The organism is Tellurirhabdus bombi (genome assembly GCF_021484805.1).
In the GTDB taxonomy this organism is placed as follows: domain Bacteria; phylum Bacteroidota; class Bacteroidia; order Cytophagales; family Spirosomataceae; genus Tellurirhabdus; species Tellurirhabdus bombi.
Genome location: NZ_CP090557.1, coordinates 4,661,911 through 4,681,324, shown reverse-complemented (window position 1 = coordinate 4,681,324; position 19,414 = coordinate 4,661,911). Strand labels below are relative to the sequence as shown.

At 48.6% G+C, this 19,414-nt stretch carries 18 protein-coding genes; 4 read left to right on the top strand and 14 right to left on the bottom strand.

What is annotated here, in order from left to right:
- Positions 1-18: 18 nt before the first annotated feature.
- Genes L0Y31_RS19930 through L0Y31_RS19915 form a run of 4 tightly spaced genes read right to left on the bottom strand, consistent with a single transcriptional unit; the run spans position 19 to position 3,991 of the window.
- Positions 19-876 carry a transketolase gene (locus tag L0Y31_RS19930; RefSeq protein WP_234734843.1) on the bottom strand — a complete coding sequence of 286 codons (858 nt, stop codon included), beginning with the start codon at positions 874-876 and terminating at the stop codon, positions 19-21.
- The gene (gene bcp / locus L0Y31_RS19925; RefSeq protein WP_234734842.1) at positions 876-1,325 is read right to left on the bottom strand and encodes a thioredoxin-dependent thiol peroxidase; all 450 of its coding nucleotides are present in this window, start codon (positions 1,323-1,325) and stop codon (positions 876-878) included. The genes L0Y31_RS19930 and bcp overlap by 1 nt, the downstream gene beginning before the upstream one ends.
- A 7-nt stretch (positions 1,326-1,332) precedes the next feature.
- Complete coding sequence (locus L0Y31_RS19920; protein ID WP_234734841.1) at positions 1,333-3,330, bottom strand: M23 family metallopeptidase; 1,998 nt, start codon at positions 3,328-3,330, stop codon at positions 1,333-1,335.
- Between the two features lie 49 nt (positions 3,331-3,379).
- Positions 3,380-3,991, bottom strand: coding sequence for a fumarylacetoacetate hydrolase family protein (locus L0Y31_RS19915; RefSeq protein ID WP_234734840.1), 612 nt, complete (start codon positions 3,989-3,991; stop codon positions 3,380-3,382).
- 162 nt (positions 3,992-4,153) lie between these two features.
- Between L0Y31_RS19915 and L0Y31_RS19910 the strand changes: the two genes are divergently transcribed.
- Positions 4,154-4,978 (top strand): M48 family metallopeptidase, encoded by an 825-nt coding sequence (locus tag L0Y31_RS19910; RefSeq protein ID WP_234734839.1) that lies wholly within the window; start codon positions 4,154-4,156, stop codon positions 4,976-4,978.
- An 82-nt stretch (positions 4,979-5,060) separates the two neighbouring features.
- On the opposite strand, the gene sucC is transcribed toward L0Y31_RS19910, so the two are convergent.
- The gene (gene sucC / locus L0Y31_RS19905) at positions 5,061-6,284 is read right to left on the bottom strand and encodes an ADP-forming succinate--CoA ligase subunit beta (RefSeq protein WP_234734838.1); all 1,224 of its coding nucleotides are present in this window, start codon (positions 6,282-6,284) and stop codon (positions 5,061-5,063) included.
- Between the two features lie 156 nt (positions 6,285-6,440).
- Here sucC and L0Y31_RS19900 point away from each other — a divergent pair, with 156 nt between their 5' ends.
- On the top strand, positions 6,441-7,103 hold the full coding sequence (locus L0Y31_RS19900) for an ABC transporter ATP-binding protein (RefSeq protein ID WP_234734837.1): 663 nt from the start codon (positions 6,441-6,443) through the stop codon (positions 7,101-7,103).
- 316 nt (positions 7,104-7,419) lie between these two features.
- Here L0Y31_RS19900 and groL read toward each other — a convergent pair whose 3' ends face one another.
- Both groL and L0Y31_RS19890 read right to left on the bottom strand, forming a co-directional pair.
- On the bottom strand, positions 7,420-9,051 hold the full coding sequence (gene groL / locus L0Y31_RS19895) for a chaperonin GroEL (RefSeq protein WP_234734836.1): 1,632 nt from the start codon (positions 9,049-9,051) through the stop codon (positions 7,420-7,422).
- An 88-nt stretch (positions 9,052-9,139) separates the two neighbouring features.
- Positions 9,140-9,436 (bottom strand): co-chaperone GroES, encoded by a 297-nt coding sequence (locus tag L0Y31_RS19890; protein ID WP_234734835.1) that lies wholly within the window; start codon positions 9,434-9,436, stop codon positions 9,140-9,142.
- A 261-nt stretch (positions 9,437-9,697) separates the two neighbouring features.
- Here L0Y31_RS19890 and L0Y31_RS19885 point away from each other — a divergent pair, with 261 nt between their 5' ends.
- Positions 9,698-10,411 carry a hypothetical protein gene (locus L0Y31_RS19885; protein WP_234734834.1) on the top strand — a complete coding sequence of 238 codons (714 nt, stop codon included), beginning with the start codon at positions 9,698-9,700 and terminating at the stop codon, positions 10,409-10,411.
- A gap of 56 nt (positions 10,412-10,467) precedes the next feature.
- Here the strand turns inward: L0Y31_RS19885 and secG are convergent, their stop codons facing one another.
- The 6 genes from secG to tamL all read right to left on the bottom strand — a co-directional run bounded on the left by secG (position 10,468) and on the right by tamL (position 17,824).
- Positions 10,468-10,854 carry a preprotein translocase subunit SecG gene (secG, locus tag L0Y31_RS19880; protein ID WP_234734833.1) on the bottom strand — a complete coding sequence of 129 codons (387 nt, stop codon included), beginning with the start codon at positions 10,852-10,854 and terminating at the stop codon, positions 10,468-10,470.
- A gap of 40 nt (positions 10,855-10,894) precedes the next feature.
- Positions 10,895-11,764: a hypothetical protein gene (locus L0Y31_RS19875; RefSeq protein ID WP_234734832.1), complete on the bottom strand. Its 870-nt coding sequence runs from the start codon at positions 11,762-11,764 to the stop codon at positions 10,895-10,897.
- A 41-nt stretch (positions 11,765-11,805) separates the two neighbouring features.
- Positions 11,806-12,198: an LPS assembly lipoprotein LptE gene (gene lptE / locus L0Y31_RS19870; protein WP_234734831.1), complete on the bottom strand. Its 393-nt coding sequence runs from the start codon at positions 12,196-12,198 to the stop codon at positions 11,806-11,808.
- A 154-nt stretch (positions 12,199-12,352) separates the two neighbouring features.
- Positions 12,353-13,654 carry a sigma-54 interaction domain-containing protein gene (locus L0Y31_RS19865; protein WP_234734830.1) on the bottom strand — a complete coding sequence of 434 codons (1,302 nt, stop codon included), beginning with the start codon at positions 13,652-13,654 and terminating at the stop codon, positions 12,353-12,355.
- A 17-nt stretch (positions 13,655-13,671) separates the two neighbouring features.
- Entirely contained in the window at positions 13,672-15,096 is a 1,425-nt protein-coding gene (gene miaB, locus L0Y31_RS19860) for a tRNA (N6-isopentenyl adenosine(37)-C2)-methylthiotransferase MiaB (RefSeq protein WP_234734829.1), read from the bottom strand.
- Positions 15,097-15,217: 121 nt separating this feature from the next.
- Positions 15,218-17,824, bottom strand: a complete 2,607-nt coding sequence (tamL, locus tag L0Y31_RS19855; protein ID WP_234734828.1) for a translocation and assembly module lipoprotein TamL — start codon at positions 17,822-17,824, stop codon at positions 15,218-15,220.
- On the opposite strand from tamL, the gene L0Y31_RS19850 reads away from it, so the two are divergent.
- On the top strand, positions 17,823-18,572 hold the full coding sequence (locus L0Y31_RS19850; RefSeq protein WP_234734827.1) for a TrmH family RNA methyltransferase: 750 nt from the start codon (positions 17,823-17,825) through the stop codon (positions 18,570-18,572). The genes tamL and L0Y31_RS19850 overlap by 2 nt on opposite strands.
- On the opposite strand, the gene L0Y31_RS19845 is transcribed toward L0Y31_RS19850, so the two are convergent.
- Positions 18,565-19,359 (bottom strand): queuosine precursor transporter, encoded by a 795-nt coding sequence (locus L0Y31_RS19845; RefSeq protein WP_234734826.1) that lies wholly within the window; start codon positions 19,357-19,359, stop codon positions 18,565-18,567. The genes L0Y31_RS19850 and L0Y31_RS19845 overlap by 8 nt on opposite strands.
- Positions 19,360-19,414: the final 55 nt, after the last annotated feature.

Sequence of the window (19,414 nt, the reverse complement as noted above, 5' to 3'; positions counted from 1 at the left end):
TTGCGAAGATTTCAGGCATTAATAATCTTCGATTCCTACCGTTTGCGGCAATTGGTTCAGCGCAACGGCCAGTTGCTCGTCGTTCGGAGCAACGCCGTGCCATTTGTGGCTACCCATCATGTAGTCGATGCCAAAGCCCATTTCGGTCTTCATCAGAATCAGCGTGGGTACTTCCGGGTCAGACTGGGATTCGTGCAGCACTTTGCTCAAATCGGCCAAATCATTGCCGTTGGTTTCGACTACGTTCCAGCCAAATGCGCGGTATTTTTCGCCCAGATCACGGTTGTTCATCACGAGTTTAGTCGGGCCGTCAATTTGCTGGCCATTGAAGTCGATGATGGCCGTCAGATTACCCAGTTTGTGGTGCGGTGCAAAGGTAGCGGCTTCCCAGACCTGGCCTTCCTGTTGTTCGCCATCGCCCATCAAGACATAAACCTGATTATCGTCACCGTTCAATTTTTTAGCCAAAGCGGCGCCACAAGCTACCGACAAACCTTGTCCCAATGAACCGGAAGCAATCCGAACGCCCGGCAGGTGCTCTGCCGTGGTTGGGTGGCCCTGCAAACGACTGTCCAGCTTCCGGAAGGTGGCCAGCTCGGAAATGGGAAAATAACCCGCCCGCGCTAGCACCGAATAAAAAACCGGCGAGATATGCCCGTTGGAAAGGAAAAACAGGTCTTCATCGCGACCATCCATGTCGAAAATGACCTTGCCTTCTCCGTCCCGCTTTAGCTTCATAACGTCAAAATAAAGCGTAACCAGTAAATCGGTACAGCCGAGTGAACCGCCGGGGTGGCCTGAATTGACAGCGTGAACCATCCGTACGATGTCGCGCCGGACCTGCGTAGCAATGTGTGCTAATTCTTGAATCTCCATTATTTTAAAATCTGTTCCGTGTGTTTTTTTGTATCAACTTTTTCGATGATGTCGGTAATAATTCCGTTTTCATCAATAACGAACGTCGTCCGGACGGTGCCCATGTATTTGCGGCCATACATTGATTTTTCTTTCCAGACATCATACGCTTCAACGACCTGCTTATCCGTATCGGAAACCAGACCGAATGGTAAATCATATTTGCCGATGAACTTCTGATGCGATTTTTCATCATCGACACTCACGCCCAACACGTCATAACCCGCTTGGCGCAGGTCGGCATAATTGTCGCGGAGGTCGCAGGCCTGGGCCGTACAACCAGAGGTATCGTCTTTAGGATAAAAGTACAGAACAACCTTCCGCCCCCGGAAATCCGAGAGCCGAATGGGTTGGCCATTCTGGTCTTTTGATTCAAAATCAGGGGCTTGATCGCCAATTTTAAGTGCCATAGCTGGACTATTGTTTTACAGTAGAAGGGGGTACGTTAGAGACAGAATCCGCCTGCGCGGTAACCATTGGCAGGTTGGCGGTCAATAACGTTTTATTGCCCGCACGATCTTTGACCTCCAGGACTACCTCTCCTTCGAATGGCTTGGTACGATCGAGGCGGTCTGACCAGATAAGGGCCCGTTTGTAGTCATATTGCATCAAGACCCATTCCCCATTGACCAGCATCCGAAAGCTCTCAAGACCCGATAAGTCGTCTTTGATGGTTGCTACTAAACCCTCCGAATCCTTCCGTATCCATTTTGCTACCGGAGCGTTTGTATCGGTTAACAACTTAAACGTGCCCAGTTCACGAGGCCGGAAATGAAACCGATCATCTTTCCAGAAGCCACCAATGTATTTTCGACGCCCACCGCTGACCTGATAAATTTGGGTTCGTTGTTTATCTTCTACCGGTTCTGAAGGGGCAAAGTTAACACCAATGTTATCATTTAAAGGGACCGTAAGCTGATTTATCGCGATCATATTACCCGTACGCTTGACCGTTAAGTGCAAGGTGTCCAGCAAACTACTTGGCGCAAAGGCAATCGATACATCTTCCTGCTTATAGGTCTCCTCCCGTCCGGGGTGAATGCGTTTTCTATAATTTAACGGCAAAATGGCTTTTCCAACTTGCACCGAATCCGGCAGATACTGATTCAGGTCCACCACATAAACCGCTTCGTTGCCCCGCACATACGCTACTGGAACTTCTATCTTCGCACTGCTGGTGTGCAGAATGGCCGGGGGAGCATCGGCAGTCGGTAGATTGCGGGCGCGGATCAGCAGCGTATTCTCCTCGGCGGCGCTGGTCAGTACGGTAGGCAGGTTACTTGGCTTCAGCCTCGCAATGGGGGCGGACTCTGACGTATCGGCTTTTACCGTAAAGCGCAAATGCGTTGAGTTCTGGTAACTGTCAAACAGGGTGATGGTAACTTCGTGCGACTCGCCATCAAATAGAGGAAGTTTCCCTTTGGTGGCATCGGTTTGGTACAGAGGAAGATTGTTCCCATCGGCGATGTAGCAGCGGTGATAGCGCTGTCCGGTTAACTGCTCCGTCGCGTAATCCATGTGGACGTTGATCAGGCGCGTTTGGTCATTCGGAAAATTATCCATGTTATAGGCAAACACTTCACGGTCATCGAGTTGAATCTCGATGCATCCCAAACCGTTCTTATAAGGTGTCCCGTTGGTGCGGTCATAAGCCAGAATTTCTAGCCCGATCAGGCCCGAAGCTGTAACCGGTTGCGTAAGCACATAATCGCCGTTGGGCCGCTTGACAGGCTGCAACACGACGCGTGATGCTTGCCCATTGATGCGGGAAGTGGGTGTTAAAGGGCGAAGGGCAATTTTATCGAAAAAGGGCGGCGTAGTGTCTTCAAGTTCCTGAAAACCAAAGAGCAATGGATTTAATAAGTTGTTTTTCTCATCCCGAATTTCGAAGTGCAGGTGAGGCCCACCCGACCCGCCCGTATTGCCCGATAAGGCAATTACGCCTCCTTTTTTGACGATAAATTGACCGGGTTCGGGCCGTAAATCGATTTCAAAGGTTTGTTTTTTGTATTGGTTTTCGCGTAAATAAGTGGCTAGCGGATCACTTAGGCTTTTCAGGTGACCATACACGGTAGTTAGGCCGTTGGGGTGTTTAACGAAAAGAACGTTGCCGTACCCACCTGTAAAAACAGCAATGCGGGAAATATACCCATCGGCGGCGGCGTGAACCGCAAGACCTTCGCGTTGCTGGGTTCGGATGTCGATGCCCGCGTGAAAGTGATTAGCCCGCAAATCGCCCATAGCACCCGAAAGGGAGTTAATATCTCCCGGCATAATAGGAAACATGAAATAACCCGGCTGAATTGCTTTCAACACCTCTTTACCCGGACGGGGTGCCTGTTGGGCCTGCGTGGCACTAATTGCGATCAGTAAAAGGAAAATAAGAGAAATATAACTACGTTTCTTCCGCCTCATAATTGCTAAAATCCCGACGTATGCTCATTACAAACGCCTTTCTGTATACTTATTTTACCGAGCACTCCAGCATTTTCTGGCCTTCGATGGAAGCCGTTAATACATCGCCAACCTGAACGGGGCCAACGCCTTTGGGCGTACCCGTGAAAATAATATCGCCCTGTTGTAACAGGAAGTATCTGGAAACGAACGAAATAAGGTAATCAATCTTAAACAGCATCAATGACGTATTGCCCTGCTGCCGGGTTTCGCCATTAAGGTCTAACTGGAAGTTTAGATTTTGTAAGTCGGGAAACTGCGATTTGGGAACAAATGCTGAAATGGGTGCCGATCCGTTGAAGCCTTTGGCTAAATCCCAGGGCAACCCCTTGGCTTTGAGCTTCGACTGAAGGTCGCGGGCCGTAAAATCGATGCCAATCCCGATTTCGTCGTAATATTTGTGCGCGAATTTTTCCTCAATATTTTTCCCTGCCCGGTTGATCCGAATCAGGATTTCTACCTCAAAATGAACGTCCGTTGAAAAGTCTGGATAATAAAATGGATCGTTGTTTCGTAGAATAGCTGTTTCGGGCTTGGTAAAAATGACCGGATCTTCCGGTTGCTCGTTATTTAGTTCTTTTATGTGCTCAACGTAGTTTCTGCCAACAGCAATAATCTTCATGAATCTTATTTGTCTACGTGGTTAAACCTCAGGTGCTGGCACAAATCTAAGGACTAATGACTGACTATGCTTAAAAAAATTAAACAAACAACAAGGGGAAACAGTCATATATGATACTTTTGAGCCAAATCAAGTCTTTTAGAAAACTAACTTATTAAGTCAATGAAACGTACTGTCATAGCCACGCTGCTGATCGGTTTAATCATCGGATGCCAAAAGGTTCCGCTGAGTGGCCGAAGTCAGTTACGGCTCGTTCCAAGTTCGCAGTTGTTACCCCTCAGTTTCTCCAATTATAAAGAAGTATTGGATACGAGCCGGGTTGTTCGGTCGGGAGAGCAGGCGGAGATGGTAAGACGAGTAGGGGCACGCATTCAACGAGCCGTTGAGTCCTACATGAATGCCAATAATTTTGCGAGCCGTCTGAATGGTTTTCAGTGGGAATTTAACTTAATCCAGAGCCCGCAGGTGAACGCCTGGTGTATGCCCGGTGGAAAAGTTGCTTTCTATACGGGGATTATGCCCATTTGCCAGAATGAAGCGGGGATTGCTACCGTTATGGGTCACGAAGTATCGCACGCCATTGCTGAGCACGGCAACGAACGAATGAGTGAAGGACTGCTCGCCAACGGACTGATTCAGGGCGGACAACTGGTGTTGGGAACCCTATCGCAATCGCAACGCAGCCAGACCAATGCCTTGTTGCTGCAAGCCGTTGGGGCAGCGGCCCCGGTGGGTTATCAAGTGCTACGGGCCTTGCCGCATAGCCGCAGCCAGGAATCGGAAGCCGATAAGCTGGGACTGATCTTTATGTCCATTGCCGGTTACGATCCAAAGGAAGCCGTTGGTTTCTGGACCCGCATGTCGCAAGCCAGTGGCGGTAAAAAACCAGCTGAGTTTCTGTCAACGCACCCCTCTGACCAGCGCCGTATCCGCGATATCCAGAGTCAGATTCCGGATGCAATGAAATACTTCAACAAAAAATACTAAGACAAACGTCTTCCAAACTAAAAAGCGAAAGGACCCAATCGGGTCCTTTCGCTTTTTAACAGAATGATATATAGCTTAAGGTTTAAAGACCTAATTCTTCCAGAACTTCGGTAACCTTTTTAGCTGCATCTTTCAACTGAACGGCTGAGTAAACTTTCAGTCCAGATTCGTCGATAATGCGGGCACCTTCTTCGGCGTTTGTTCCTTGTAGACGCACAATGATCGGTACTTTGATGTCGCCAATGGCTTTGTAAGCCTCCACAACGCCCGTTGCTACGCGGTCGCAACGAACGATACCACCGAAAATATTGATCAGGATGGCTTTTACATTCGGATCTTTCAGGATAATCCGGAAACCGGCCTCAACGGTCTTGGCGTTAGCTCCACCCCCTACGTCCAGGAAGTTAGCCGGCTCACCGCCTGACAGCTTGATGATATCCATCGTGGCCATCGCTAAACCAGCGCCGTTTACCATACAACCCACGTTTCCGTCGAGCTTAACGTAATTCAGGTCGCTAGCCGTTGCTTCAACCTCCAGGGGATCTTCTTCGGCTACATCACGTAGGCCAGCCAGATCACCGTGGCGGAAAAGGGCGTTATCATCCAGGTTTACTTTGGCATCAACCGCCAGAATTTTGTTGTCTGAGGTTTTCAGTACTGGGTTGATTTCAAACATAGACGAGTCCGTTTCAACGTACGCTTTGTACAGAGAAGTCACGAACTTCACCATTTCTTTGAACGCTTCGCCTTCCAAACCGAGTGCAAAAGCTACTTTCCGGGCCTGGAATGGTTGCAAGCCAACGCGTGGATCGATCCACTCTTTGACAATTTTTTCGGGCGTATGTTCAGCAACTTCTTCAATGTCCATACCGCCTTCGGTGCTGGCCATGATGACATTGCATCCTTTGGCACGATCCAGCAGAATACCGATGTAATATTCTTTCGGTTCTGATGCGCCTGGGTAATAAACATCCTGAGCTACCAGAACTTTATTTACTTTTCTACCTTCTGGCCCGGTTTGGTGCGTAACAAGTACGTTACCAATGAGGTTTTTACTAATATCGCGTACATCATCGACTGACTTGGCGAGTTGAACGCCGCGTTGTTCGCTGCCTACGATTTTACCTTTTCCGCGACCACCAGCGTGAATTTGCGATTTTACAACAACAAACTTGGAATTGGTCTGAGCCATGATTTGTTTGGCTGCCTCCACCGCTTTCTCTGGCGACTCGGCAACAAGGCCTTCCTGAACCCGAACGCCGTAGCGTTTCAGTATTTCTTTACCTTGGTACTCATGTATATTCATACGGAACAGAACAAGGAATAATGAAAAATGTCAAATTTTTGGGCAAATTAGCGACAAACTACGGAGGGACAAAGTTTCAGCGTGACAAAGTGGCGAAGAGATTTGCAAAAGTCCACTTTGGCGCTCTGTAACAACTCCCTTAGTTACTAAAAAAATATGCAACCATTACTTCAAGCAAACAATATTACGCGTAATTACGGCAGTCTGCCGGTTCTGAAAGGAATCAATTTAAGCATTCAGGCGAGCGAAGTCGTTTCAATCGTGGGTGCGTCCGGAGCTGGAAAAAGTACCCTGCTTCATATTCTGGGAACGCTGGATCGACCTGATACGGGCGAGGTGAGTCTGGACGGAAATGATGTTTTCCGATTAAATGAGAAAGAATTGGCTCGTTTCCGAAATAGCAAAATTGGGTTTGTTTTTCAATTTCACAATCTGCTGGCCGAATTTACGGCCCTGGAAAATGTCTGTTTGCCGGGCTTTATGAGCGGAAACGACGAACAACAAGTACGGAAGCGGGCGGAAGAAATACTGTCCATTCTGGGGCTGGGCCACCGTAAAGATCATTTGCCGTCGCATTTGTCAGGGGGCGAGCAGCAACGCACGGCGGTGGCGCGGGCGCTGGTCAATTCGCCAGCTATTGTGTTTGCCGACGAACCAAGCGGTAATCTGGACTCTAAAAATGCGGAGGATTTACACCAACTATTCTTTCGCCTTCGGGACGAACTTGGACAAACGTTCGTTATTGTTACACACAATGAATCACTGGCGGACATGGCTGATCGGAAACTAGTGATCCATGATGGGGTGATTTCCGTCTGATAAAAGAGGAAATTATTTCTGACAGTCAGAAAGTATTTTTTTGTGAATCACTAGTTAAAGTTTTGATATACAGAAAATTAATGATTTTTGATTTCTGATTAAGCGCGTTTTTTTTGGTGAATTTTTTTTGTATAAAAAGCGTTTTTTTATCATACTTATATATATTTGCATTGAAAAGAAAAGTTTTTCATAACGTTGAGTAAATCAGAAAGCCGTGCGGGAATCTCGCAGGGCTTTTTTGTTGGTAGTGGTATAGAAAGCAAAAAGCCTCTAACATTAGTCAGAGGCTTTTTGCTTTCTATAGGGAAGGGGCTGATTACATCATGCCGCCCATGCCACCTGGGTGGCCGGCACCAGCACCAGCCGGAGCTTCTTCTGGTTCGTCAGCAATCACACACTCGGTTGTCAATAACAGACCGGCGATTGACGCGGCGTTTTCCAGTGCCAGACGAGCTACTTTCGTTGGGTCAATGATACCAGCAGCAATCAGGTTTTCGAAACGGTCTTCGCGGGCGTTGTAGCCGAAGTCACCTTCGCCATCTTTCACCTTGTTAACCACGACAGAACCTTCGCCACCAGCGTTAGCCACAATCGTACGCAGCGGTGACTCCAGCGCTACACGAATAATGTTAACCCCTGTTTTCTCGTCTTCGTTGTTAGACTGGATGCTATCCAATCCTTTGATTGCGCGGATGAAAGCAACACCACCACCGGAGATGATTCCTTCTTCAACGGCAGCGCGAGTTGCGTGCAAAGCATCATCAACACGGTCTTTCTTCTCTTTCATCTCAACCTCCGTAGCGGCACCGATGTAAAGAATAGCAACCCCACCTGACAATTTCGCCAGACGCTCTTGCAGCTTCTCACGATCGTAGTCAGACGTTGTGTTTTCGATTTGTGCTTTGATTTGGTTAACCCGTCCTTGAATGTTTTCTGTCTGACCCGCACCGTTAACAATAGTTGTATTGTCTTTGTCAATGAGGATCTTCTCAGCTGTTCCTAGGTATTCGATCGAAGCGTTTTCCAGTTTGAAGCCACGCTCTTCGCTGATCACCTGTCCACCCGTCAGGATCGCGATGTCTTCCAGCATAGCTTTCCGACGATCACCGAAACCTGGAGCTTTCACGGCCGCTACTTTCAGAGCGCCACGGATTTTGTTCACAACCAGCGTAGCCAGTGCTTCTCCGTCAACATCTTCAGCGATGATCAACAGAGGACGACCAGTTTGCGCTACTTGCTCTAACACAGGCAACAGTTCTTTCATCGAAGAAACTTTCTTCTCAGAGATCAGGATGAACGGACGGTCCAGATCGGCCTCCATTTTCTCCGTGTTTGTCACGAAGTAAGGAGACAGGTAACCGCGGTCGAACTGCATCCCTTCCACCGTTTTAACTTCGGTTTCCGTTCCACGCGCTTCTTCAACCGTGATAACACCTTCTTTACCAACTTTCTCCATCGCGTTAGCGATCATCTGGCCAATTTCTTCGTCGCTGTTCGCCGAGATTGTTGCTACCTGCGCGATTTCTTTTGACGTTTCGATCGTCCGTGATTGTGACTTCAGCTCGTTAACGATAGTGATAACGGCTTTGTCGATACCACGTTTCAGGTCCATTGGGTTAGCACCTGCCGCTACGTTTTTCGCACCGATTGAGTAAATCGCCTGGGCTAGAACAGTAGCTGTAGTTGTACCGTCACCGGCAGAATCAGCTGTTTTAGAAGCAACTTCTTTCACGAGTTGAGCGCCCATGTTTTCGATGGCATCTTTCAACTCAATTTCTTTAGCTACCGTTACACCATCTTTTGTGATGGCTGGTGAACCGAATTTCTTGTCAATAACAACGTTACGACCTTTTGGTCCCAGCGTTACCTTAACGGCATCAGCCAGTGTATCGACGCCCTTTTTTATCTTATCGCGGGCTTCTGTATCGAAAAATATTTTCTTAGGCATTGTTTTAATGATTAAATGAGTGAACGATTGTGAAAAGAAACGACCGTAGTTTCTAGTTTCCTGTTGTTACAGGACGAAACCTCAACGATTAGATGATCGCAAAGATGTCAGACTCACGCATGATGAGGTACTCTTTGCCTTCCACAGTGATTTCTGTACCAGCATATTTGCCATACAGTACTGTGTCGCCTACTTTCACTGTCAACGGCTCATCTTTCTTGCCATTACCAACGGCAACGATCGTTCCACGCTGGGGCTTTTCTTTTGCAGTGTCTGGAATGATGATACCGAATGCAGTTTTTTCTTCGGCAGGAGCCGGTTCTACCAGCACCCGATCAGCCAACGGCTTTACGTTTACTTCTACACTTTCCGTTACTGTTGCCATAATTGGGTTTGTGTTTTAGGTTTTATTTAACTGTGTTCTTTAGGAAGAATTGTACTCCGCCACTGTCACTTTCTATGCCAATCAGAGCCGTGGCAGACGAAACTGACATTTTTTCAGGTTGAGGGCCTAATTGTTGCAAAATGCTCATTTAGTAAAACAAAATGCCTGTCAGAATCTTTTTGGGGAAAGGCCATTTGGAAATTGTCACTTTTTGCTAACTTATGACTTGCTCGACCGACCGTATCAATTCTGAAAATGCCTATGAAGCGACTACAAAAAGACTGGTTGACTCAAGAGTGGATTGATTTTGAGTATAAAAAATTTGTTGTACTGGCTTACCTGCAAGAGGTTCGTCAACATTTTTCTGACAAAAAGTTATATCCTGACCTGACGGATTTGCATGACCACTACGAGAATGGCGTCCAATTCCGAAGCCGCAAAGGTACGCTTTCGAGGCGCTTTCCCAAGGATGTAACCGGTTTTGATTTAGAAAAGCTTACGCTACGGTACGAACCCCGTACGGTTGACGATACCTACCTGCAACAAGTGGATGCCATCGTGGATTTTGCCTTGCCGCGTTTTCGGGAAGCACGCGATGAAGGCCAGCAGATGGCGCAGGAAATCGAAGCGGAGTTGAAACTGCAACCGATTGGCGTATTGCCTCTTCGGAAAGAGGAAGGATACCTGTTTCTGCACTGGACGAGTAAGCCCGAAACCTATATCTACCAGTTCAATACAACCTTGTATACCGGTTTGAGAACAACGGGGAGAAGGGTACGCATGCAGTACCTCGAATCGGTTCGGAAAGGAATTGGGAAAACTTTTGAAGGCTTAAAGCTGGAACTCATCCGCCGACAGCCCCATTTGCCCAATCCGGCTACATACTTAATTGAAGCTAAACAAACAGTGCCTCTGGAGGAAACGCTCCTGCCAATGGCACAGCGGTTGGTAGAACAACAGGGTAAGGCCCGATAATTAAAAAAGCTCTTCTGGCTAGAAGAGCTTTTTTAATGCAGTAAGGATTCGCGCCATTATTTTGTCGCTGAACCACTTTGTGGCGTTGTAGCCGGGGCCGGAGCATTGCCCGCGGGTTGCTGCTGACCAGGTGTAGGCAAGGCAGCGCCCGGAATTGTTTTGGTCGCTGCTTTTTCAACATTAACGCTGTTGATAGGAGCACCTGCTGGCGTTCTATCAATCACCATGTAGGATGCCAAAACCAATGCCATAATACCGAGACCCAGACCCCAAGTGATTTGTTCCAATACATCGGTTGTTTTCTTGACGCCCATCAGCTGATTGGAGCCCAATCCGCCGAATTCGCCAGCTAGCCCGCCACCTTTTGAGTTTTGAACCAATACAATCAAGATCAACAAAACCGCTAGAATACAAATTAGAACGACTAATACAGAAACAGCCATAATAATGATTAGGTGATAATATGCCTTTTAGACGAAATGGTTACTTCTTTTTCTGCGCTTCCAGTTCGTTTATTTTTCCCGCAAAATAAGTATTTTTTTCCGGATTTTTCACCATTAGTTTTTGGTAAATGTCAATCGCTTTATCCAGTTTCCCTTGCTGGACAAGAATTTTGGCGAAACTTTCGGTGGCCAATCCGCCTCCGATGCTGCTCCCGGTGCGTCGGGAAAGATCTTCCTGGGGCGTTTCTTCGCCTAATTTTAGCCGCACACGCGAGATTTGAGGCTCGTTGCGAATGAAATTTTCAATAATTTCCAGCTCTTTTTTGCGGATCGGATCGGCCTCCTGTTCCACTAATTTGGCCGGGGAGGTATCCGGAACCTGTTTTTCCAGGCCTGTTTGCAGCTTAGTTTCGGCTAGGGCACTTTCGTCAACGATCTGGATAGCTGGCTGAGCCGCTTCGGGTTCCAGCTTGTCGGGAAGGCGGTCGCTTATCGGTTTTTCGAAATCAGGTTTCGTAAAATCTAAGAACGAAAAGGCCGCAAACGTGCGGTTCTGGTCTGCTTTCTCCTTGAAGAGCGCGTAGCTTTCCTTCTGATAGTCGTCGGGAATTGGTACGTGTTTAGATGATAAATCCGTTAGGCGACCAAGCAGATTATCCGACCATTGGAACTCATTATCAATGAGTTTGCGCAGGGAATTACGGCTAATAGCGTGGGCGGCCGCTTTTCGGATCCATTCAATCGCGTGGCTCTTTTGGTGAATGGACGCTCCTTTGGCCCCCAACGTGTGCAGCGCCTGGCAATAAGGATACTGCTTTAGGGCCTGTTGCAGAACGGGAAAATCAGTTTGTAGTAACTCATCTGGATGGGTGACCCAAAACGAAAAAGTTTCTTTATCTAACTGGTCCATGGGGTACAAAATAGATCGCCGCCAAAAGGTACTCATTTATTTTACCAGTCTGCCGCCGTTTTATTAAAAATATCCAGGACTAACTGATCAAGAATGCGGGGTACGAGCCTGGCTTCATTTTGAGTCAGCGTCTGATTCTGGGGGAAATCCTGATAAAAAGAAAAAGTCTGATCGAAGTTTTTAGTTTCGTCTTTGTTATTGGCAAAGCGTACCTGCACCGCAATCGTGAGGCGGTTCTGTCCTGCCTGATCACTGGCCGTTGGCGCGATGGGGGTCACATCATAGCCGGTGATGCTACCGTCCAGCACCAGATCGCCATTTGACGGAACCACTTTCAGGTTGGTATACCGCTGGTAATATTCTTTCATTCGCTCCGTCAATTGCAGAGGCAGGTTGGCCTGCCCACCGGCCGACGAAAGTGTAAATGTATTCACAGTCACCGACTTGATATCTGGATTAAGCGTTGTGCCGGTAAAGGAATAAATTTTACAGGAGGAAATGAAAAATGAGCAGAAGGACAGCAACAGGGTACTCAGAATAGCTTGTTTGCTCCGCTGAGGCAGTTTCCCGAGCTGTATTGATAGTGAATTACTCTTTTTCATCAATCTGGTATTGCTTGATTTTCCGGTATAACGTTCGCTCAGAGATGCCCAGTGCCTGTGCGGCATATTTCCGTTTATTATGATTTCGTTGAAGGGCTTTCTCAATCATCTCCTTCTCTTTTTTTTCAAGGGACAGCGAATCGTCTTCTTCGGTTTCGTGCGTAATATCTTCGACGGTTATGGCGTTGGCATTGTCTTCATTTTCGTACTGATCGTACTCAATAATGGCCGGTGGAGGCAGCAAACGCGGTGGCTCAGCTTCGGGTCGGAGGTCCGTAGGCTGAATCGTCTCGAACAGGTTTTTATGGTTATTGAGAATATCGGGGCCGTACTGGTCATTTTTGAGTACATCCAGCACCAGTTTTTTCAACTCATTCATGTCACGGCGCATGTCAAAAAGCACCTTATACAGCAGTTCCCGTTCAGAAAGCGCGTTGCTATCAGCCGCCGTTAGCCCCGGAACCAGCATGGATGACTGGGGTTGCTTAGCCGAAACCTGCGGTAGGTATTTGGAGAGCGCATCGGCTTCAATAACCTTGTTGCCTTCCGATTCCAGAATCGAAATTTGCTCAGCCATGTTTTTCAACTGCCGAATATTACCCGGAAAAGGGTAACGCAGCAACAACTGCTTGGCCGCCTCCGACAACTGAATGGGTTTGATGCGGTAACGTTCGGCAAAATCGCTCGTGAACTTCCGAAAAAGCAGTTCGATGTCGTCGCCCCGTTCGCGCAGGGGCGGTACGTAAATCGGCACCGTATTCAGTCGGTAGTACAAATCCTCCCGAAATTTCCCATTTTCGACAGCGGCCAGCAAATTGACATTGGTAGCCGTAACTACCCGCACATCGGTTTTCAACACCTTGGATGAACCCACCCGGATGTATTCCCCGTTCTCGAGGACGCGTAGCAAACGGGCCTGGGTTCCCATCGGCATTTCCCCGATCTCATCCAGGAAGATGGTTCCGCCGCTTGTCGTTTCGAAATACCCTTTGCGTTGGTCAACGGCGCCCGTAAAGGCGCCTTTCTCGTGGCCAAACAGCTCAGAATCAATGGTTCCTTCAGGAATTGCCCCGCAGTTAATGGCAATAAACTGGCCATGTTTGCGGGAGCTTAGACTATGAATAATCTTGGAAAACGATTCTTTTCCACTACCACTTTCGCCCGTTATGAGTACAGTCAGGTCCGTTGCAGCCACCTGAAGGGCTACATTAATGGCATAATTCAGCGCCGGGGCATTGCCGATGATGCCAAAACGTAGTTTGACCGATTGGATTTCTGGTAAATTCATAAATCAGGGCAAGTTGGTCAATCAATGGCTTCACCAATCAGCGTTGCTGGTGTACAATCCGTCACCAGTACATTGGCATACTGCCCTTTTTTCAGGTTTCCTTTCGGGAAAACAACGACTTTGTTCTGATCATTACGACCACTCAGGAAGTCTTCCGAACGCTTGGATGTGTTTTCGATCAAAACACGCTGTACTTGACCGATGTGGCGTTTGTTCCGCTCGAGCGACAGCTTTTGCTGAAGCGAAATAATCTCGTTCAGGCGGCGCATTTTGACCTCGTGCGGAATATCGTCAGCGTATTTTTTGGCGGCCAAAGTACCGGGGCGCTCCGAATAGGCAAACATGTATCCATAGTCGTACTTGGCGTATTCCATCAGCGACAGCGTATCCTGGTGTTCTTCTTCCGTTTCAGAGCAGAAACCGGCAATCATGTCGTGCGAAAGCCCGCAATCTTCCCCTAAAATGGCGCGAATGCGATCAACTTTGTGGATGTACCACTCGCGGTCATACGTCCGGTTCATCAGTTTCAGAACCCGGCTGTTGCCGCTTTGGGCGGGGAGGTGAATGTAGTTGCAGATGTTGTCGTACTGCGCCATTGTGTGCAGCACTTCATCGGTAATGTCTTTAGGGTGTGAGGTCGAGAAGCGAATCCGTAAATCGGGATGAATCAGCGCAACTCGCTCCAGCAACTGCGCAAAGTTGACCGTTTCCGTGCCACTTTCGTTCGCCCATTTGTAGCTATCGACGTTCTGACCCAGCAGGGTTACTTCTTTATACCCGTTGTCGAACAAGTCCTGCGCTTCCCGAACGATGGAATGGGCGTCCCGGCTCCGTTCGCGGCCCCGCGTGAAGGGTACGACGCAAAAGCTACACATATTATCGCAGCCCCGCATGATGGAAATAAAGGCCGTGATGCCGTTTGAATTCAGACGGATCGGCGAAATATCGGCGTAGGTTTCTTCCCGCGACAAAAATACGTTCACCGCTTTTTGCCCCGATTCAGCTTCTTCTACCAGCTTGGGAATATCGCGGTAGGCATCAGGTCCGGCCACGATGTCCACAATTTTTTCTTCTTCCAGCAAATTGGTTTTGAGCCGCTCAGCCATACAGCCTAGCATACCAACCAGCAATTCCGGCTTGCGCTTTTTCAGGACGGTCAGCTGCTTGAGCCGGTTGCGCACCTTCTGCTCAGCATTTTCGCGGATAGCGCAGGTATTCAGGAAGATAACATCGGCTTCTTCGGCAGTAGACGTGGTGGCAAAGCCAGCATTACGCATGACCGCCGCTACAATCTCACTATCCGAGAAGTTCATCTGACAGCCGTAGCTTTCGATGTATAATCGTTTTTTATTGACTGCTAATTCATCCACCGACACACGTGGCAACTCACAGGCTTCTTTGTCGGTATCCGTTAGTATGGTTAATTCTGCAATCCGCTCCATAAATGCAATATTGTCTGTTTTTGGCAATCCGCTAAGCACCTAATAGCGCACAAGAAAGCCAGCCACTAATTGTTCCGCAAAGTTACAAAGATTTTTGGGATGGAGTGACACTTTGTCAGGTTTAGAATGGATAACCGATACCAAAATTAATAACCAGCGGATTGGCTCCCTTAAACATACGGTCGAAGCGGAATTTAGGCAGGAAAAAACGCTCGTCAACCAGCTCGTTAGTTATGGGGCTGATGTAACGCCGCGCCGGGTCATACGCCTTGACGGCCCCGTCGAAGCGGATAATGAAGAACGAAAAATCGAACCGCAGACCAACGCCAGTTCCAACGGCAATCTGGCTGAGGAAGTTGTTGGGCCTGAACTCCTCACCAATCCGGTTGGAGTTTTCGTCGCGTCGGGTCCAGACGTTTCCGGCATCAATAAATACGGCCCCATCGATATCGGCTCCTAAGTGCAGGAGGTGACCACGCAGCTCCGCCGAGCCTTCCAGCAAAATATCGCCCGGTTGTTCAAAGTTGTAGGCAAACTGCTCCGGCCGGCGTGGATTCATCTCAGGTTCCAGAGTATTGATCCCTTTCGTTCGGGGAAGCGCCGAACCTGGACCCAGCCGTCGGGGTAGCCAGGCCCGGATGCTGTTGCTCCCGCCTGCAAAAAAGCGTTTTTCGTAAGGGGCGGTTTGGTTAGGCCCGTAGCCATACAGAAAACCAGTATTAAGGCGGAACGCCAGCGTAGACCGGCGACGTACCGGGACGTAATGCCGAAAATCGACATTGGCTCTCAGGTATTTATATAATTGTAAGCCTGTTTTGTCCGTCCACTCAGTAATCTGCCGGTTGGACGTAAGGTTCAACGTTGTTCCCCCTGATTCGAGGGCGATGCGCAGGAAGTTGGCGCGTCGGTTCTGTCCAATGATGTTGGTGTTGTAGGTGTAAGCAAAGCCTACACTCGACGCAAACGAGTTAAGAAAGCTTTGCTTGATGGTACTCCCCAGCGAATCTTGTTCATCCAGGAAATCCTGAAAGGCGGCTCCAACTTCATTTCTTTTAATGTCGGCTCTCAGGTAGTTGATGTCCGCTATGGAAAGCGTAAATTGTTTGGTTGGTTCTTTCAACCAGCTGTAAGACATCGTTCCCCGAAACAGACGTCGTGTATAGTCAGGACGACCGGTAAAATTGTAGCCCAGTGAAAATTGCGTACGTGGATTGTACCGGTTCAGCGTAAAGCGCGTTCGACCGGGAAAGAGGATGTGCGGAAACGTCAGCGATGTGTTCAGCCCAAATTCCTGTGCAGAATAAAAAGAGGGTGAGTTAGGAGTTGGCCGGATAAAACCAGTTTGTGCTTCAATGCCGAAGCGTACGGAGGTCTCGAACGTTTCCAATCCGCCCGACATATTCCGGACGCGGAAAGTCAGGTTGCCAAAAGGGCCGGGAACCGTGCCAGACCCCTGATAAAGAACGAATAAACCGCTCTCGGCGCTGATTTCGTATTTGTCGATGGGAGCCGCCGTGATGATGGTGCGGAGGCGGTAGTTAAGCGTATCCGTGAAGTTGACATTCGTGAATTTGAACTGATTCAGCAGAAATAACTGGCGTTGGGTCTCCCGAAAATCGCTGATGCGGTAAAGGCTGTTGGGTCGCAGGAATATCCGGCTGTCGAGCAGGCGCGTCGAATAGCGGCCTTGACCTAAGTAAAAGCGAATTCCATTTAAATCAACGGTATCGACCTCAAGTGTAGTGCGGCGGCTGGTTGTCCGACCTATGCGCACCTCTACATCGCCAATCTGGTAAACTGGGTGACGTTTCTGTCCCGGTGGATTGACGATGTTGACCCACAAATCGATGGGGCGGGGGAGCGAGTCTTTCTGAACCGTGCGGCTCGTATCGGCGTCGGCATCCAGCGGAACGGGAATAAACTGCCGGGAAAAAGCGTAATAGCCCTGGTTACGGAGCAATTCTTCAATTCGGATGCGTTCGTTGGTAATGTTGTCCGCTGAATAGCGATCCCCCGATTTAAGCAGCGACTTGGAAAGCGATTGGCGAACTAGTGAATCGACAGTCGGATCAGCAATGCGGTACGTAATGTTGCGTAAGTGAAAAGGAATGTTTTCTTCAACCAGGTAATTCACCCGCACGCGCCGACCGAGCAGCGTATCTACCCGGTAAGACGTTTTTGCCAGAAAAAAACCGTGCTGAACCAGGTAACTACGCATTTTCTGGGTGTTATTCTGCACATCGGTAACCTGAAAGTAGGCCGGGGGTTCGCCCAGAACCCGCATCACCCAGTTGCCTTCTTCTACCTTTCGGCGAAGTCGCTGAATCTGGCGGGTATTTTTCTTGGTGAGTTTATTCAGCGCTTTTTCGTTATTGGCTAGCTGCTCGCTTTGTTGTTCATATTCCTTAATTTTAGCATCCAATTCGCGCTGGACGGCATCCCGGTTGTAGTTATTCGAGCCGATTTGGTAAAACCAAAGCCCAAATGTAATGGGTAATCGGAGGATGCGGCGATTTGGTTTTTGGGGAATCAGCGTTTCCAGATCGGTACTTGGAATGGCTTTGTTGCCCCGAATAGACTGATTATACAGCAGATATTCGTTGTTCTTCAGGCTGATTCGATTCAGGCAACCCGATAAGATCGACGTTAATCCAACCATTAGTAACAACCGCGCGGCGGACCGTCCTGTTGACGTATGGCGAAGTTGTAAATCATATCGTTTATTCATGCTTTCTAAATCGCTCAGTAAGTATATTCAGTCCTTGCATCAGAAAAAATTCCGGCAGGAACACGGTGCTTTTTTGGTGGAAGGAGCCAAAAGTGTACTCGAATTAATCGCCTCCAATTACGACACCGATCTGGTGCTAACAACCGAGTCATTCTACAAAGAAAACGTTCGGTTACTGGATAAACAACGCATTCGATTGGAAATGGTCAGCCAGGCGGATCTGGAACGAGTAGGCACGCTGGCCACCAATGACACTTGTCTGGCCGTAGCTAAAACGAAAGAAAATCGCTTTCTGACCGCTGAGGCCGACGAATTTGCTTTAATTCTGGACGATATTCGCGATCCGGGCAACCTGGGGACGATCATTCGTATTGCTGATTGGTACGGCATCCGAAAGCTTATTTGCTCACAAACAACGGCGGATGTGTACAATCCTAAGGTAATTTCGTCCAGCAAGGGGTCATTCACGCGGGTAGAATGGTATTTCTGCCAATTGCCTGATTATCTGGCTGGTTTAGATAAAAGTCCGGTGTACGGCGCTTTTCTGGACGGCGAAAATGTGCACACGATGAATTTTAGTCGTTCGGGCTATGTGGTTATGGGTAATGAGTCCAACGGAATCAGTCCCGCCGTCGAGCAGTTTGTCTCGCATAAAATAACGATTCCGCGCTACGGGGACGCGGAATCGCTGAATGTCGGCATTGCCACGGCGGTTATCTGCGACAACTTACGGCGAAGTATTACATAGTCACGGGCATACTCGCTTCGTTGGCCAGCTCACGGGCGCGCTCCGGCCCGAGGTAACGATCAATCAGGTAATGCGCTACATACAGCAAGGGCGTCAGCAGAATAGCCGTGGTAAATTTGTAGATGTAATTAACAATGGCCACGGCAATTACCTGCGCAAACGACCAGTTTCCGAAGATGTAAAAGGCGATGGTGAGCACCACAAAGCTGTCGATGAGCTGCGAAACCAGCGTTGATCCCGTGGCACGAAGCCAGATTTTACGATTGCCCGTTAGCTTTTTTAACGAAGCGAATATGGTAGCATCCAGTAACTGCGCCACCAGAAACGCCGTGATCGAGCCGATAATGATGCCCAAACCCTGCCGGAAAATCATTCCGAAAGCATTGTTGATGTTAATGGCCTGGCCCGAAGCATCTTTGGCGTTGACATCCAGCCAGAACTGGGCGGGTGGCAGGGCTGTTCCGATGTAAATAATCACAAAAGAATAAGCGATAAACCCGGCAGTGACGTACGAAATGCGCTTCACGCCCTGAACACCGTAATATTCGTTGATGATATCGGAGGTGATAAAGACAAAGGGCCAGATGACCGCCCCGGCGGTCAGGTTGAAATCCAGCACAAAATCACCGAATAAATGCAGTTGGGCGGGGCGAATACCTAGCAGCGTTTCGGTCGAAAAAATCTTGACGCCAATGATTTCAGCAATGAGGGCATTGGTCAGGAAAACCGCGCTCAGGAAGATATAAAGGGACGATCGCCTGTTCGTAAAGATGGTAGAAGTAGTCATGGTTAGAGGCAGCAGTAAAAGAACTAAGTTCGGTACTCTGCCTCATATTTCCAAT

Excerpts from the sequence above, each read along its gene's own strand:
- L0Y31_RS19930 (WP_234734843.1), bottom strand. The coding sequence starts at position 876 with ATGGAGATTCAAGAATTAGCACACATTGCTACGCAGGTCCGGCGCGAC.
- bcp (WP_234734842.1), bottom strand. The coding sequence starts at position 1,325 with ATGGCACTTAAAATTGGCGATCAAGCCCCTGATTTTGAATCAAAAGAC.
- L0Y31_RS19920 (WP_234734841.1), bottom strand. The coding sequence starts at position 3,330 with ATGAGGCGGAAGAAACGTAGTTATATTTCTCTTATTTTCCTTTTACTG.
- L0Y31_RS19915 (WP_234734840.1), bottom strand. The coding sequence starts at position 3,991 with ATGAAGATTATTGCTGTTGGCAGAAACTACGTTGAGCACATAAAAGAA.
- L0Y31_RS19910 (WP_234734839.1), top strand. The coding sequence starts at position 4,154 with ATGAAACGTACTGTCATAGCCACGCTGCTGATCGGTTTAATCATCGGA.
- sucC (WP_234734838.1), bottom strand. The coding sequence starts at position 6,284 with ATGAATATACATGAGTACCAAGGTAAAGAAATACTGAAACGCTACGGC.
- L0Y31_RS19900 (WP_234734837.1), top strand. The coding sequence starts at position 6,441 with ATGCAACCATTACTTCAAGCAAACAATATTACGCGTAATTACGGCAGT.
- groL (WP_234734836.1), bottom strand. The coding sequence starts at position 9,051 with ATGCCTAAGAAAATATTTTTCGATACAGAAGCCCGCGATAAGATAAAA.
- L0Y31_RS19890 (WP_234734835.1), bottom strand. The coding sequence starts at position 9,436 with ATGGCAACAGTAACGGAAAGTGTAGAAGTAAACGTAAAGCCGTTGGCT.
- L0Y31_RS19885 (WP_234734834.1), top strand. The coding sequence starts at position 9,698 with ATGAAGCGACTACAAAAAGACTGGTTGACTCAAGAGTGGATTGATTTT.
- secG (WP_234734833.1), bottom strand. The coding sequence starts at position 10,854 with ATGGCTGTTTCTGTATTAGTCGTTCTAATTTGTATTCTAGCGGTTTTG.
- L0Y31_RS19875 (WP_234734832.1), bottom strand. The coding sequence starts at position 11,764 with ATGGACCAGTTAGATAAAGAAACTTTTTCGTTTTGGGTCACCCATCCA.
- L0Y31_RS19865 (WP_234734830.1), bottom strand. The coding sequence starts at position 13,654 with ATGAATTTACCAGAAATCCAATCGGTCAAACTACGTTTTGGCATCATC.
- miaB (WP_234734829.1), bottom strand. The coding sequence starts at position 15,096 with ATGGAGCGGATTGCAGAATTAACCATACTAACGGATACCGACAAAGAA.
- L0Y31_RS19850 (WP_234734827.1), top strand. The coding sequence starts at position 17,823 with ATGCTTTCTAAATCGCTCAGTAAGTATATTCAGTCCTTGCATCAGAAA.
- tamL (WP_234734828.1), bottom strand. The coding sequence starts at position 17,824 with ATGAATAAACGATATGATTTACAACTTCGCCATACGTCAACAGGACGG.
- L0Y31_RS19845 (WP_234734826.1), bottom strand. The coding sequence starts at position 19,359 with ATGACTACTTCTACCATCTTTACGAACAGGCGATCGTCCCTTTATATC.